This is a genomic window from Pseudomonas sp. LBUM1656 (assembly GCF_059716065.1).
The window spans coordinates 632,695-646,187 of the sequence record NZ_CP166800.1 but is presented as its reverse complement, the minus strand read 5'-3'; the positions used below and the strand labels follow the sequence as shown (position 1 = coordinate 646,187).

The window sequence follows — 13,493 nt, the reverse complement described above, 5'->3', positions numbered from 1 at the left end:
CGTTAATCCTGCGACCAAATGAAGTGCATTTCCGATTAGTCTGTAAGAAACGTCTCCACTACAAACTCTAAAACTGTTCTTACAAATAAACTTACATCACGCGTTGCCGCCGATACTGCTCTGGCGTACATCCAGCCTGGCGTTGAAACATCGCGATAAATGCCGAGCCCGTGCTGTAACCCATGTCGAAGGCAATGTTCTGAATGCTGCGCTGGCTGTCCAGCGCTTCGATCGCGGCGAGGAAGCGCAAGCGTTGCCGCCATTCACCGAAACTCATGCCCAGTTCGCGGATAAATTGCCGGGCCAATGTCCGTTCACTGACATGGATCTGCTCGGCCCAGTGCGCCAATGGCCGGTTGTCCCCAGGCTCGGCTTGCAGGGCCTCCAGTATCCCGAGCAATCCCGAACTGCTGGCGTATGGCAAATAACACTCGTGGACGGGCGCCTGTTGCAGTTGATCCACCAGCACTTGCGCCAGACGCTGGTCGGCGTCCTGCTCGGGAATTTTCACGTCACGGGCGGCGAAGTCCTTGAGGATCGCCTTGAGAATGTCGCTGATCGCCAGGGTGCAGGCTTGTTGCGGCAACGCGCGGCACAACGTCGGTGCCAGGCAGACCGCGCGATAATTGATCGGTTGATTGCTGTAGAAACTGTGCTCGGTCTCGGGCGGTACCCACACGGCGTATCGCGGCGGCGACATGAAGCGACTGCTGCCGATTTCCATGTGCAACACACCGTTGGCCGAATACTCGAGGGTGCCCCACGGGTGACGGTGAGCCGAGGCGTATTCGTGGGTGTTGAAGTCGGCGTAGCGGAAATACACCGGGGCCGGCAGTTCTGCGAAGTCGAGCAGGTCGATGTGTTTGCTGTTCATGCTGTCCGTCATCAGGGGCAGGTTGTCTGGATTGAAGTATAGGCTTGCATCCAGACAGGCGGATAATCGCTCCTTACTAACGTTGATGGTTTTTCTGATGCAATACGCTTATCCCCTGCTGGCCATTTTCATTTGGGCCGGCAATACCGTGATCACCAAGATGTCAGCCGGGGCGATCTTCCCCGCCGAGATTGGTTTCTACCGCTGGCTGCTGGCCGGGATTCTGTTTACACCGTTCATGCTCAAACCGGTGATTGCCCATTGGTCGCTGATTCGCCCGAACCTGGGCAAGATTTTCATCCTTGGCGTGCTCGGCATGGCGGTCTATCAGAGCCTGGCGTACTTCGCCGCGACGCTGACGACGGCCACCAACATGGGGATCATTCTGTCGCTGATGCCATTGATGTCGCTGGCCATGGCGATTGTCAGCCTCGGCCAGCGCTTGACTGCGGGCGCACTGGCCGGCGCAGTGTTGTCGTTCGCCGGGGTTTTGGTGGTGGTGTCGTCCGGCAGCCTGGGCGCGCTGCTTGAGCATGGCGTGAACCTGGGTGACGCGATGATGTTGATCGCCACGCTGGCCTATGCGATTTACAGCACCCTGCTGAAGAAATGGCAGCTGCGCTTGCCGCCGCTCGTGTTGTTGTATTTGCAGGTGCTGGTGGCAGTGGTGGTGCTGTTTCCGCTGTTTGTCGCTTCACCGAAGGTGGGGCCGACCTTGCAAAACGTTCCGCTGGTGCTTTACGCCTGCCTGCTGGCTTCGATGGTCGCGCCGCTGGCGTGGATGCAGGCCGTGGTGCGCCTGGGACCGAGCCGGACCACGCTGTTTTTCAATTTGCTGCCGTTGATTACCGCATTGATTGCGGCGCTGGTGTTGCATGAACAACTGGCGCTGTATCACCTGATGGGTGGGATGTTGACGTTGGGCGGGGTGGTGCTTTCGGAGCGGTGGACTACCGTGTTGAGCCGCAAGATTGCCGCTGCCTGACCCGACGCCTTCGCGAGCAAGCCCGCTCCCACCTGTTGGAATGCATTCTCCTGTGGGAGCGGGCTTGCTCGCGAAGAACGATGACTCGTTCAGAAGGTTAAACCCCGGCGGCCTTTAACCGGGCCGCATGCTCGACAAACAACCGCACCGGATCAGCCCCCTTCCCCACCAGCCCCAGCGACTGATTGACGATGTCGAAGTGATCCATCGGATATTCATCGCCAATCACCGTCCCAAGGTGCGAGCTGTAACGCCCGACCATCCCGTCGCAATGCCCGGTTTCGCGCACAAACGTTCTGGCAAACAAGCGGCAGCTGCGATTCGTCCCGTCGAACAGGTTACCGCCGCGATCCGTCTTGCCCGGCTGCAAGGTCCCGGACCAGGAGTAATAGCGCACGCCGTTGACCTCTTCCGGCCCGTGCCCACCCCAGGTTTCAGGCAGGCCCTGTGGATAACGCTGATTGAACGCCGCCACGCCTGCACTCGTCAGGGACTCATGGGAAGCGTGGATATCCACCGGTAGTTTCGGCCCGCGATACCCGGTTTCCAACAGGCTCATCAACGCGCCAATGAACCGCAGCAATACCGCCAGCAGCCGACCTTTGGCGGTGTCGGCCGGGTAGTGTTTTTCCAGATAATCCGCCAGCTCCGAACCATGATTGGGCCCTGCGACTGAAGTGACGGACGCCACGCGATCCGGGCGTTTGGCGGCTGCGTAACGGGCCGTGAGTGAGCCTTGGCTGTGGCCGATCAGGTTGACCTTCTCGGCCCCGGTTTCCCGCAGAATCTCCTCGATCCGCGCCAGCAACTGCTCGCCGCGCACCTCGCTGGAATTGAGCGGCGAGACCTGCACCGCAAACACCGTCGCCCCGCCCCGGCGCAACGCCGAAATGATCCCGTACCAGTACGGATACAGCACCAGACGGATAAACCCGAGCATTCCCGGGACCAGCACCAACGGGTAACGCGTAGCGGAACCTTGCGACATGGGCGAACATCCTTGTGATCGATGAGATGAAGCAAGGCGCGATGCAAGACGTCAGCCAAGCATCGTCACCCAAGATGACAACTCGACGACCAGTCTATGACATCCACCCTACTTCAGCCCCACCACGCCCGCCACAATCAGCCCCACCGACACCAGTTTGACCGCTGTCAGGCTTTCGCCCAGCAACGCAAAGCCGAGAAACACCGTGCCCAGTGAACCGATGGCGGTCCATATCGGGTAGGCGATGCTCACCGGCAACTCGCGCATGGCCAGGGTCAGGAAGTAAATCCCGCCGACGGCCGCCACCACGGTGATCAGCGACGGCCAAAGCCGGGTGAAGCCTTCGGCGTATTTCATGCCCATGGCGAAGGTGACTTCAAACCCGGCGGCGATCAGCAGAAACAGCCAGGCCATCTAGAACTCCCGGGCCAGCGTGAGCAGTTGCTGTTCAGCCTCGGCCGCCGAAATCTCGAAGGTTCGTGCGGCAGACTCTTCGCCTTCGGCGGCCACCACGGTGATGTCGGTGATGCCGATGAACCCCAGCGCGGTGCGCAGCAACGGATCGGCGTGGTTCATGGCCTCCAGCTCACCGCCCGGCCCGAAACCGAAGCCGCCGCGACTGGTGACAATCAGGGCTTTTTTGCCCTGGACCAGCGGTTCGTACTGGGCCACGCCGTTGTCCAGGGTGTGATTGAACGTGAGCCCGAGCCGCACTATCTGATCGATCCAGGCCTTGAGGCCGCTGGGGACGCTGAAGTTGTGCATCGGCGTGGAAATCACCAGCAGATCGTGGTCGAGCAATTCGCCGACCAATTCATCGCTGAACGCCAGGTCGGCCTGCATCGATAACGGACGCGCATTGGGCTCTGGGTAAAACGCTGCCGCCACAAAGGCTTCGTTAACCGGCGGAATCAGCGCCCGACCGACTTCGCGGCGGGTCAGCTGCGACTGAGGGTTACGCGCCTGCCAGGCTGAAAGAAACACCTCAGCCAGACGCCGGGAGTGGGAACGTTCGCCGCGTGGGCTGGCATGAATAGCAAGAATCTTACTCATCTGAATCTCCTCAAGGGCTAAACTGCTTGTGGCCTGCAGATTGAAGCTTGCAAGCGCCCTTCTTCAAATGAGCAGAAATCAGTCTGGATGAATTTGTTTCATCCATGGAGTTATTGAATGTTTGCCTCGTTGCCGCTGACCGCCCTGCGCGCTTTCGAATCCGCCTCGCGCCTGCTGAGTTTCAAGGCTGCCGCCGAAGAACTCTCTGTGACGCCGACGGCGGTGTCCCATCAGATCCGCTCGCTGGAGAGTTGGCTCGGCGTGCCGCTGTTCGAGCGCCTGCCACGGCAAGTACGCCTGACCGACTGCGGCGAACGGCTGTTCCACAGCCTGCATGGCGCCTTGCTGGAAGTGGCGCAAAGCGTCGACACCTTGCGCCCGCAACGCAGCGGCGCAAGCCTGACGATTTCCACCACGGCCGCTTTCGCCGCGCTGTGGCTGGTGCCGCGACTGGGCCGTTTTTACGCCCGCCATCCGAACATCAGCCTGCGCCTGGACACCCATTGCGAAGTGATCGATTTGCATCAGGACGCCAGCGTCGATCTGGTGGTGCGCTACAGCTTGGGTGACTACCCGAACCTTTATGGGCTGTGCCTGTTCGACGAATCGTTCGGCGTCTATGGCTCGCCCGAACAGGTAGCCCTGGCAACTGACCGGCCGCCTGCGCTGATTAGCGTGCGCTGGCACAACTCCAAACTGTATGCCCATGGCTGGGCGGCCTGGTGCGCGCAGTCCGGCGAGACCTGGCTGACGGGTCAACCGGCGGTCCGTGAATACGACGAAGAGCATTACGCCCTGCAGGCGGCAATCGCCGGCCAAGGCCTGGTGCTGGCGAGCAACATTCTGGTGTCGGAAAGCGTGGCCAGCGGTTTGCTGGTGGCTTACCGGGGTGAAGTTCAGGTCGATGGCGCCGGCTACAGCGCGCTTTGCGTGCCAGGGCGCGAGCGACATCCGCCGGTTCGGGCGTTTTTTGCGTGGCTGCGCGAGGAGGCGTTGCTCTCCGGTCATGCGTTGGCGTGATCGTTTCGACGGCCAAATTACATCAAACTTTTCGCAATGCCCGTCACTCACACTTTAAGTAGCGATCACTTCCCCAGAAGGTGACGCAAACCGGATTAGCCTCCAGGAGAACGAGATGAGTGACATGCATTTGTCTGACGTAACCACCCTTCGCGAACGCGCCCGCAAGAACGTCGAGAACGGCGCGGTGACCGAAAGCTATAGCGCCGATATTGAGGAAGTGCTGCGCCTGCTCAACGAATCGCTGGCCACCGAACTGGTCTGCGTGTTGCGCTACAAGCGCCACTACTTCATGGCCAGCGGCTTGAAAGCCAACGTCGCAGCCGATGAATTCCTCGAACACGCGAAACAGGAAGCCGAGCACGCCGACCGACTGGCCGAGCGGATCGTGCAACTGGGCGGTGAGCCGGAGTTCAACCCTGACCTGCTGTCGAAAAACTCCCACGCGCAATATGTCGCGGGTAACAGCCTCAAGGAAATGGTCTACGAAGACTTGGTCGCCGAGCGGATCGCCATCGACAGCTACCGCGAGATCATTCAGTACATTGGCGAAAAAGACCCGACAACCCGACGCATCTTTGAAGACATTCTGGCTCAGGAAGAAGAGCATGCGGATGACATGGCCGATATCCTGAAAGATCTGTAGCGCCTGTCAGATTGCTATCGCGGGCAAGCCCGCTCCCACAGGAGTGAGGGTGAACACAACATCTGTGATCACCCCCAAAACCTGTGGGAGCGGGCTTGCCCGCGATGGCGTTTTCACAGACGCCGCACATTTACCTGGTGGGTTTAACGGTCACCGGCGCCTTGCCCGCCTTCATCTGCTCCAGCAACGGCGCACACTGATTCGGCTCACCGCCACTCGGTGCCACCAACGCCAGCAACCCCGCCGCCGGCGCCGCAATCAGCCCCAACGCAACCATCCCCGCACCACGCAAAATCAGCGGCACCGCCTTTACACCCGCATCCGGCTTGATGAACTTGCCCCGCACATACAGCGGCGACCGCAACGAAATCAATCGCCAGCCTTTGGACTCCGGGGTAATCGTCAGGTCCAGTTGCTCCGTCGCCATATTCGCCGTGCCATCGATGTAGATGATCGCGTTCTCGGTATCGAAGACAAACAGGCGAGTGGTGGCTAAACCGGTCTTGATGTCGAAGTCGGCCGCCGCGCAATTGATCTTCACTTCCTTGTCGCCAAAGATCTTGCCCACCACATAGTTGCCGACGTTGAGCCCCGCCAGTTCCATCAACTCGCGACTGATGGCGCCGTCGTTGATCAGCATCTTCAGGTTGCCATTGGCGCCGCCCAACAGCTTGGCCACCGAGTTGCCGCGGCCGGTGATGTCGGCATCGCCATTGAGCTCGCCGAAACTGGTTTTCATCGGTTCAAAGGTCGGGAACAGTTGTTTGAGCTTGAACTTGCGCGCAGTGAGTTTGGCCCGGCCTTCCAGGGGTTCGGTGCGGCCATTGAGGCGAATCTGCGCATCCAGGGTGCCGCCCGCCACGCCGAAACGCAGGGGTTCGAGACTCAGAACACCGTCGGTCAGCACCAGATGCGTGTAGAGATCCTTGAACGGCAGTTTTTCGCTGTGGACGATGCGCTTGCCGGTGAATTCGACATCAGCGTCCATGTCGCGCCAACGCTCGGTCTTGAACTCCTCGACCGGCAACACCTTGTCCGTTGGCTGCTTGCTTTCGCCACCCCGGGCCTTTTGCTTGGCGTTGGAATCAGCGCCGATCAGCGGCGCCAGGTCGGCGAACAGCAGTTGATTGGAAACCAGCGACCCACTGAGCTTCGGCCGCGGCTGGCTGGCGACATAGGCCAGGCTGCCATGGATGTCGCTCTCGCCGATCTTGCCGTTGAACGCTTCATAGCGGAACACCGCGCCGCCCGGCTCATGCAGCTTGGCGATCAAATGCCCATCGGTCGCGTACGGCGGTGTATCCGGTAGCGTCACACCGGTCAGCGCATAGAGATTGCCCAAGCTGGTGCCGGCCAGTTTCAGGCGCAAGTCCAGGGCGCCAAGGTTCAGCGGATCGGTCAGCGTGCCGGCCAGTTCGACGCTGGTGTCGGCGATCTTTACGTTCGCCTGAAGCGGAAACGGCCTGGCCGCGTCCTGCAACGCCAGCAACCCGCCGATCTTGCCTTCGCCCGCGAGCTTCTGATCGTGGTATTGGCCTTTGACCTTCAGCGCGAACGCGTAATCCTGTGGCGCTGCGCCTTTCTCCTGCACGGTTTTTGCGGCTTTGTCGCCGACGATATCGCTGAATGGAATGGGTTTGCCCAGCGGATCGATCAGGACATCGAGCTGAGTCTTGAGGTTCTGGTCGTCGAGGGTGACGTGGCCCTTATCGAAGCCGATGGCGCCGATGTCCACCACCCAGCTGGAAGGTTCGGCATTCGGGTCTTTGGGGTCGAATTTAAACGTCCAGTTGGCGCGGCCATCGGCCAGCCGCTGCAGGTCAGCATTGGGTTCAGTCAGGTCAATGCGCGGAATGACCACCCGCTGCGTCAGCAATGCCAAGGGTGAGATGCGCAGTTCGACGCGTTTGAGGGTGACCATCTGCGGCTTCTTCGACCAGTCCGGGTTGCCCAGGCTCAGGTCTTCAGCCACCACATGCGGCCAAGGCACCCAGGCCCGCCAACCGCCTTCGTCAGGCTCGCGCTGCCAGACCACCGCGAGGTTGCCATCGATGGCGAACGGACGATGCAGCTCTTCGGAGACTTTGGCATTAAGGGACGGTTTGATCCGGTTCCAATCGAAGAACACGATGATCAGGACCAATACCGCCAGCACGACAATCAGGCAGGCGAAGGTCCAGGTAACAATTTTACGAGTGCGCGTCATTGCACAGGGCTCCTGATACGACTGAGCGCCCTGACTGCGACGCACGTGTGAAACGTTAGGCCAGAACCGGCCTGCCATGGAATCTACGACTGAAAAACCGCCTGCAGGTTTAACCAAATCGCCGATTAATCCTCAAATAATCGGCCGGGGACAGACTGCCCCCGAATCCGGCGTTACCGCCTCCGCACTTTTGTGCGGCACGAGTGGGTCGAAAATACCCACCTCAGGGCAAAAACGATCGCCGGAAACGCCCGTTCTAGAGCGCCGCGGCAGAACAATCAATTCCGTTGATTATTACCATTGCGTTTATGAACTTTTATATCGACTTATCGAGAGTAGCATTGCCCTCGTACCCACTTTATCGCCCCCCCAAGGAGCAACCCATCATGAAACGCCAATTACTGCTTAGCCTTTCCCTTTCACTGCTGGCCAGCACCGCATTTGCCCTGCCAGCTGCTGACCAAGCCACTCCGCAAGTCAAAGACAGCCGCTCGGTGTTCAGCCAAACCGTCGCTGCCGATGGTTCCGACCGCACTCCACAGGGCCAGACCCTTGCCGAAGGTGGTAATGATCGCCTGAAAGAAAAAGGCTTGATCACCCAGGATGGCTCGGACCGTACTCCACAAGGTCAAACCCTCGCCGCTGACGGTTCCGACCGCACTCCACAAGGTCAAACCCTGGCTGCTGACGGTTCTGATCGCACTCCACAAGGCCAAACCCTGGCTGAAGGTGGTTCCGATCGCACCCCACAAGGCCAAACCCTGGCTGCTGACGGTTCCGACCGCACTCCACAAGGTCAAACCCTGGCCGAAGGTGGTGGTGACCGTGTAATCGAACGCAACAGCGCTGTGAGCTGAGCCCATGGCGGCCCTGAAAAAAAGCCCAATCCCCGGATTGGGCTTTTGACTTTATAGGGTTTGACCGCTTTAAAGCTGCACATCCCCGCTTGATCCCCCGATAGTCGTTCGACGCCAGCGAAGCCGATTTGCTAGAGTGCGCCGCTGTCCCTGTCCAGAAAAACAACCTTGCGATGCTGCCCCGCGCCGAACAGAAACAACAAACCCGCAACGCCCTGATGGACGCTGCCCGTCACCTGATGGAATGTGGCCGAGGATTCGGCAGCCTGAGCCTGCGCGAAGTGGCGAAAACCGCCGGCATCGTGCCCACCGGTTTCTACCGGCATTTCGCCGATATGGATGAGCTGGGCCTGGTACTGGTCAGCGAAGTTGGCCAGACCTTTCGCGAAACCATTCGCCTGGTGCGCCATAACGAGTTCGTCATGGGCGGCATCATCGACGCTTCGGTACGGATCTTTCTCGACGTGGTCTCGGCCAATCGTTCACAGTTTCTGTTCCTGGCTCGCGAACAGTACGGCGGATCGCTGCCGGTGCGTCAGGCCATTGGCCGCCTGCGTGAAGACATCAGCTCGGACCTGGCAGCCGACTTGTCCCTGATGCCTAAACTGCAGCATCTGGACATCGCCGGTTTGAGCGTCATGGCTGATCTGATTGTCAAAAGCGTGTTTGCGACCTTGCCGGACATTATTGATCCGCCAGCGGAGGCGTTGCCCGAGCATCTGACGCCACAGGCGAAAATCACCCAGCAACTGCGCTTTATCTTCATCGGCCTCAAGCACTGGCAAGGCCTCGGAAGCACCGAATAACCCTTGTGGGAGCGGGCTTGCTCGCGAAGGCGGTGTGTCAGAAACACATGTATTGGCTGACACACCGTCTTCGCGAGCAAGCCCGCTCCCACAAAAAGCATGTAAAGCATCAATTTGGTGCCACCGAAAAATCCCCGCACCATTCCAGTTCAAAATCCTGCAACATCCCGAATCACCCACTGCGCTCCGACAGGTATTTCCTACGTATCGCCCGATTGGCAAGGCCCTTGCTCTAGCCTGAGCATTGTCCATTGCTGGAAGCCTTCCGATGCTGGTGATTCATCGCAGAATCGACCCTCAACCCGTCTGGGCCGCCGAGTTGCTCTTGACCTTCGAAGCCCGGAGCAAAAGCCGTTTGCGCTGTTTCAGTGCCGAAGGCGAAGACGTCGGGTTGTTTTTGGAGCGCGGTCAGCCGCCGCTGTATGACGGTGAATGCCTGCAAGCCGAAGACGGGCGCATCGTTCGTGTCTGCGCCCGCCCCGAGCTATTGCTGCACGTCACCTGCGCCAACGCCTTCGAACTGACCCGCGCCGCCTATCACTTGGGCAACCGCCATGTCGCCCTGCAAGTCGGCGATGGCTGGCTGCGCCTGCTCGACGATTACGTGCTCAAGGCCATGCTCGAACAGCTGGATGCCCGAGTCGAAAACATCGAAGCCCCGTTCCAGCCGGAGCACGGTGCGTATGGCGGCGGCCATCACCATTCCCGCCACGGCGACGAGGACTTCAACTACCCGCCGAAACTGCACCAGTTCGGCGTCCGGTTATGAACCCGGCCTGGGCGCTGCTGCGCCTGGCCAGCCCACAACTGCCGATCGGCGGCTACAGCTATTCGCAAGGCCTGGAAATGGCCGTGGATAACGGCCGGGTGAAGGATGCAGACAGCGCGCGACGCTGGATCAGCGATCAACTGCTGCTGAACCTCGCACGTTTCGAAGCGCCGCTGCTGCTCGCCCATTGCGTGGCCGCAGCCGAAGAAAACTGGGCAGAGTTGCTGCAACGCTGCGAAGAACACCGCGCCAGCCGGGAAACCCGCGAGCTGCATCAGGAGAGCCGGCAGATGGGCTATTCGTTGCAGCAACTGCTCAATGGCTTGCCGGAGCTCGATGCGCCGGCCCGCGCCTTTCTCGAACAGCGCCCCGAACCGCACCTGGCCCTCGGCTGGGCGCTGGCCGCTCGCGCCTGGACGATCAGCCCGCAAGATGCGCTGGCGGCGTGGCTCTGGAGCTGGCTGGAAAATCAATTGGCGGTGTTGATGAAAACCCTGCCGCTCGGCCAGCAAGCCGCGCAGCGCCTGACCAGCGAACTGCTGCCGCTGCTGCAACAAGCCCAGCAAGACGCCACCCGAATCAATCCCGAACACTACGGCAGCGCCGCGTTCGGCCTGTCCCTGGCGTGCATGGCCCATGAGCGCCAATACAGCCGTCTGTTCCGTTCCTAGGGCCTTTTAATTTGGAGAACCACATGAACACACAACCCCTGCGCGTCGGCATTGGCGGCCCGGTCGGCTCCGGCAAAACCGCCCTGACGCTGGCGCTTTGCCTGGCCCTGCGCGACCGCTACAACCTGGCCGTCGTCACCAACGACATCTACACCCGCGAAGACGCCGATTTCCTGGTGCGTAACGAAGCCCTGGCGCCTGAGCGCATCATCGGCGTGGAAACCGGCGGCTGCCCGCACACGGCAATCCGCGAAGACGCCTCGATCAATCTCGAAGCGGTGGATCAACTGAACCGCCGCTTTCCGGGCCTGGATCTGATTCTGGTGGAGTCCGGCGGCGATAACCTCTCGGCGACCTTCAGCCCGGAACTGTCCGACCTGACCATCTACGTGATCGACGTCTCGGCCGGCGACAAGCTGCCGCGCAAGGGTGGACCGGGGATCTGCAAATCCGACTTGCTGGTGATCAACAAGGTCGACCTCGCGCCTCTGGTGGGCGCGTCGCTGGAGATGATGGACAGCGACACCCAACGCATGCGCAACGGCAAGCCGTTTGTCTTCAGCAATCAGAAAACCGGTTTGGGCCTGGAAGCAATCATCGCCTTCATCGAACGCCAGGGACTGCTAACCGCAGCCTGATCAAGACTTATCAACAAGGAAGCTTATCCATGACACTTCAACGCATCCTGGGCGCCATGGCCCTGCTGCTGACCCCGGCCATCGCCTTCGCCCACCCGGGACATGGCGATAACGGTTTGCTCGCCGGCATTAGCCACCCGATTGGCGGCCTTGATCACTTGCTGGCGATGGTTGCAGTCGGTCTGTGGGCAGCGCAGCAGAAAGGCGCCGCGCGCTGGGCGCTGCCGTGCACATTCGTTGGCACCATGTTGATTGGCGGGTTGCTGGGGTTTGAAGGGCTGAACCTGCCGGCACTGGAAAGCGGGATTGCGGCTTCGGTGCTGGCGTTGGGTCTGGCGGTTGCGTTGGCGGTGCGTCCGCCGTTGAGCGTGGCGGTGGGGGCGACTGCTTTGTTTGCGCTGTTCCATGGGGTGGCGCATGGGCTGGAATTGCCGGACATGTCGAGCCCTTGGGCGTATGCCGCAGGTTTTGTGGCGGCGACGGCGGCGTTGCATGCAGTGGGTTATGGCGTAGTGCGCGTGTTGCCGCAAGCAGCGGCGCCGTTGGTTCGATTGGCGGGAGCGGCTTCGGCGGCGACTGGTGTGTGGTTGCTCGCAGGTTAATCTTTTATTGCCTGTGATGGCCTCTTCGTCGGAACGCCGCCCGGAGCAAGCCCGCTCCCACAGGGATTGATGGTGTGTCTGTAATCCTGGATACGCCACCGCTCCCTGTGGGAGCGGGCTTGCTCGCGAAGGCGGCGTGACAGACACCGCATCTCTCAGGCCTGCTAACATGTCGCGCAATCAACCCTGCCGTGACGACGCCAGCCAATGCCGCCTGTTTCCCGCTCCGCCTCCCAGCCTGAATTGACCGCTCTGTTCGCCTCGGTGCAACAGCATTTCCAGGACGTGATCGTGCCGCTCTGGCAAGACCCCGGCTGGAATGCCGAGATGGCGTTGCCGTATGAAGCGCTGGACGCCGGGCATTTGCCGTTGCCACCCCAGCGCTACCGGGCGATGGCCTGCGCGCGGCAGCTGTATCTGTTTTCCAGCCTGATCGGCCAGGTGCCGGCCGCCGAGGAGCGCGCTGCGGCGCTGTTTCGTTCCTTGCAACAGCATTTCCACGACGCCGAACACGGCGGCTGGTTCTACAGCATCGACCCGCAAGGTGCGCCGCTGGATCAGCGCAAAGACCTCTACACCCATGCCTTCATCCTGTTCGCGTGCGCCCATTACTGGGACAAGGTTCGCGAACCGCTGGTGGAATCGGTGCTCAATGCCACGCTGGAAGTGCTGGCGCGGCGCTTCGCCACGGGCGACGGCCTGTATGAAGCCAGCCTCAATCGTGACTGGTCCTCGCTCAACTCCGGCCCCCTGCAAAATCCCCTGATGCACCTGGCCGAAGCCTTTCTCGCAACCCTGTCGGTGCGCGAAGACATTGCCGTGCAGCGTGCGCTGGTCGATTTATGCACAGCCATGCAGAAGCGTTTTATCGACCCGCAACACAGCGTGTTGATGGAGAAACCGCTGGGTGCTGTGGATAACTGGTTTGAACCGGGGCATCAATTTGAGTGGTATTTCCTGCTGGAGTCATCGCCGTTGCTTCGCGGCACTCAGCTGCATGCTTCGCTGGAGCGTGCGTTTGTGCTTACCGAAGAACTGGGCGTTGATCCGCAAACCGGTGCAGTGACGGCGATGCTTGATCTGAATGGCTCGGCGAAAGATGCCACCCAACGCATCTGGGCCCAGGCTGAATACCTGCGCGCCCTGACCTTGCGTCCGGACAGCGAAGCCTCGGTGCAACGCCAGTTGCAGGCGTTACAGCAGCGCTTTCTGCATGTGGGAGGTTGGTATGAGTGTCGAGATGAGCAGGGCGAAGTCAGCCGCAAGGACATGCCTTCGACGACGCCTTATCACTTGGCGACCTGCTATCGCGGGTTGGTCGATTATCTTCGCTGACTGACAGATAGCTATCGCGGGCAAGTCGGATCGCCGCACCGCC

15 protein-coding genes are annotated in these 13,493 nt (G+C 60.5%); 10 read left to right on the top strand and 5 right to left on the bottom strand.

Annotated features, from left to right (window positions below; genetic code table 11):
• Positions 1–91: 91 nt before the first annotated feature.
• Positions 92–874, bottom strand: coding sequence for an AraC family transcriptional regulator (locus ACA072_RS02875; RefSeq protein WP_497622980.1), 783 nt, complete (start codon positions 872–874; stop codon positions 92–94).
• 97 nt (positions 875–971) lie between these two features.
• Here ACA072_RS02875 and ACA072_RS02870 point away from each other — a divergent pair, with 97 nt between their 5' ends.
• Positions 972–1,859 (top strand): DMT family transporter, encoded by an 888-nt coding sequence (locus ACA072_RS02870; protein ID WP_497622978.1) that lies wholly within the window; start codon positions 972–974, stop codon positions 1,857–1,859.
• A gap of 97 nt (positions 1,860–1,956) precedes the next feature.
• On the opposite strand, the gene ACA072_RS02865 is transcribed toward ACA072_RS02870, so the two are convergent.
• The 3 genes from ACA072_RS02865 to ACA072_RS02855 all read right to left on the bottom strand — a co-directional run bounded on the left by ACA072_RS02865 (position 1,957) and on the right by ACA072_RS02855 (position 3,900).
• Complete coding sequence (locus tag ACA072_RS02865) at positions 1,957–2,847, bottom strand: alpha/beta fold hydrolase (RefSeq protein ID WP_438659782.1); 891 nt, start codon at positions 2,845–2,847, stop codon at positions 1,957–1,959.
• Between the two features lie 108 nt (positions 2,848–2,955).
• Positions 2,956–3,261 (bottom strand): DMT family transporter, encoded by a 306-nt coding sequence (locus ACA072_RS02860; protein WP_034149667.1) that lies wholly within the window; start codon positions 3,259–3,261, stop codon positions 2,956–2,958.
• A complete protein-coding gene (locus tag ACA072_RS02855) occupies positions 3,262–3,900 on the bottom strand; it encodes an FMN-dependent NADH-azoreductase (protein WP_497622975.1) in 639 nt (212 codons plus the stop codon).
• A 117-nt stretch (positions 3,901–4,017) separates the two neighbouring features.
• Between ACA072_RS02855 and ACA072_RS02850 the strand changes: the two genes are divergently transcribed.
• Positions 4,018–4,920 (top strand): LysR substrate-binding domain-containing protein, encoded by a 903-nt coding sequence (locus tag ACA072_RS02850; RefSeq protein ID WP_497622973.1) that lies wholly within the window; start codon positions 4,018–4,020, stop codon positions 4,918–4,920.
• A 115-nt stretch (positions 4,921–5,035) separates the two neighbouring features.
• Positions 5,036–5,566: a ferritin-like domain-containing protein gene (locus ACA072_RS02845; protein WP_497622971.1), complete on the top strand. Its 531-nt coding sequence runs from the start codon at positions 5,036–5,038 to the stop codon at positions 5,564–5,566.
• A gap of 130 nt (positions 5,567–5,696) precedes the next feature.
• Here ACA072_RS02845 and ACA072_RS02840 read toward each other — a convergent pair whose 3' ends face one another.
• Positions 5,697–7,772: an AsmA family protein gene (locus ACA072_RS02840; protein WP_497622969.1), complete on the bottom strand. Its 2,076-nt coding sequence runs from the start codon at positions 7,770–7,772 to the stop codon at positions 5,697–5,699.
• A gap of 386 nt (positions 7,773–8,158) precedes the next feature.
• Between ACA072_RS02840 and ACA072_RS02835 the strand changes: the two genes are divergently transcribed.
• From ACA072_RS02835 to ACA072_RS02805, 7 genes are all read left to right on the top strand, one after another.
• Positions 8,159–8,629, top strand: coding sequence for a hypothetical protein (locus tag ACA072_RS02835; protein WP_497622967.1), 471 nt, complete (start codon positions 8,159–8,161; stop codon positions 8,627–8,629).
• Positions 8,630–8,802: 173 nt separating this feature from the next.
• Positions 8,803–9,435 (top strand): TetR family transcriptional regulator, encoded by a 633-nt coding sequence (locus ACA072_RS02830; protein ID WP_010464134.1) that lies wholly within the window; start codon positions 8,803–8,805, stop codon positions 9,433–9,435.
• A gap of 268 nt (positions 9,436–9,703) precedes the next feature.
• Positions 9,704–10,204: an urease accessory protein UreE gene (gene ureE, locus ACA072_RS02825; protein ID WP_497622966.1), complete on the top strand. Its 501-nt coding sequence runs from the start codon at positions 9,704–9,706 to the stop codon at positions 10,202–10,204.
• Positions 10,201–10,875: an urease accessory protein UreF gene (locus ACA072_RS02820; protein ID WP_497622964.1), complete on the top strand. Its 675-nt coding sequence runs from the start codon at positions 10,201–10,203 to the stop codon at positions 10,873–10,875. The genes ureE and ACA072_RS02820 overlap by 4 nt, the downstream gene beginning before the upstream one ends.
• Before the next feature lie 23 nt (positions 10,876–10,898).
• The gene (gene ureG / locus ACA072_RS02815) at positions 10,899–11,513 is read left to right on the top strand and encodes an urease accessory protein UreG (protein ID WP_109627732.1); all 615 of its coding nucleotides are present in this window, start codon (positions 10,899–10,901) and stop codon (positions 11,511–11,513) included.
• 29 nt (positions 11,514–11,542) lie between these two features.
• Positions 11,543–12,115: a HupE/UreJ family protein gene (locus tag ACA072_RS02810; protein ID WP_497622962.1), complete on the top strand. Its 573-nt coding sequence runs from the start codon at positions 11,543–11,545 to the stop codon at positions 12,113–12,115.
• Between the two features lie 207 nt (positions 12,116–12,322).
• Positions 12,323–13,450: an AGE family epimerase/isomerase gene (locus ACA072_RS02805; protein WP_497622961.1), complete on the top strand. Its 1,128-nt coding sequence runs from the start codon at positions 12,323–12,325 to the stop codon at positions 13,448–13,450.
• Positions 13,451–13,493: the final 43 nt, after the last annotated feature.

What these genes read in the sequence shown, in the direction of transcription:
- ACA072_RS02875 (WP_497622980.1), bottom strand. Translation starts at nt 874, where the DNA reads ATGAACAGCAAACACATCGACCTGCTCGACTTCGCAGAACTGCCGGCC.
- ACA072_RS02870 (WP_497622978.1), top strand. Translation starts at nt 972, where the DNA reads ATGCAATACGCTTATCCCCTGCTGGCCATTTTCATTTGGGCCGGCAAT.
- ACA072_RS02865 (WP_438659782.1), bottom strand. Translation starts at nt 2,847, where the DNA reads ATGTCGCAAGGTTCCGCTACGCGTTACCCGTTGGTGCTGGTCCCGGGA.
- ACA072_RS02860 (WP_034149667.1), bottom strand. Translation starts at nt 3,261, where the DNA reads ATGGCCTGGCTGTTTCTGCTGATCGCCGCCGGGTTTGAAGTCACCTTC.
- ACA072_RS02855 (WP_497622975.1), bottom strand. Translation starts at nt 3,900, where the DNA reads ATGAGTAAGATTCTTGCTATTCATGCCAGCCCACGCGGCGAACGTTCC.
- ACA072_RS02850 (WP_497622973.1), top strand. Translation starts at nt 4,018, where the DNA reads ATGTTTGCCTCGTTGCCGCTGACCGCCCTGCGCGCTTTCGAATCCGCC.
- ACA072_RS02845 (WP_497622971.1), top strand. Translation starts at nt 5,036, where the DNA reads ATGAGTGACATGCATTTGTCTGACGTAACCACCCTTCGCGAACGCGCC.
- ACA072_RS02840 (WP_497622969.1), bottom strand. Translation starts at nt 7,772, where the DNA reads ATGACGCGCACTCGTAAAATTGTTACCTGGACCTTCGCCTGCCTGATT.
- ACA072_RS02835 (WP_497622967.1), top strand. Translation starts at nt 8,159, where the DNA reads ATGAAACGCCAATTACTGCTTAGCCTTTCCCTTTCACTGCTGGCCAGC.
- ACA072_RS02830 (WP_010464134.1), top strand. Translation starts at nt 8,803, where the DNA reads ATGCTGCCCCGCGCCGAACAGAAACAACAAACCCGCAACGCCCTGATG.
- ureE (WP_497622966.1), top strand. Translation starts at nt 9,704, where the DNA reads ATGCTGGTGATTCATCGCAGAATCGACCCTCAACCCGTCTGGGCCGCC.
- ACA072_RS02820 (WP_497622964.1), top strand. Translation starts at nt 10,201, where the DNA reads ATGAACCCGGCCTGGGCGCTGCTGCGCCTGGCCAGCCCACAACTGCCG.
- ureG (WP_109627732.1), top strand. Translation starts at nt 10,899, where the DNA reads ATGAACACACAACCCCTGCGCGTCGGCATTGGCGGCCCGGTCGGCTCC.
- ACA072_RS02810 (WP_497622962.1), top strand. Translation starts at nt 11,543, where the DNA reads ATGACACTTCAACGCATCCTGGGCGCCATGGCCCTGCTGCTGACCCCG.
- ACA072_RS02805 (WP_497622961.1), top strand. Translation starts at nt 12,323, where the DNA reads ATGCCGCCTGTTTCCCGCTCCGCCTCCCAGCCTGAATTGACCGCTCTG.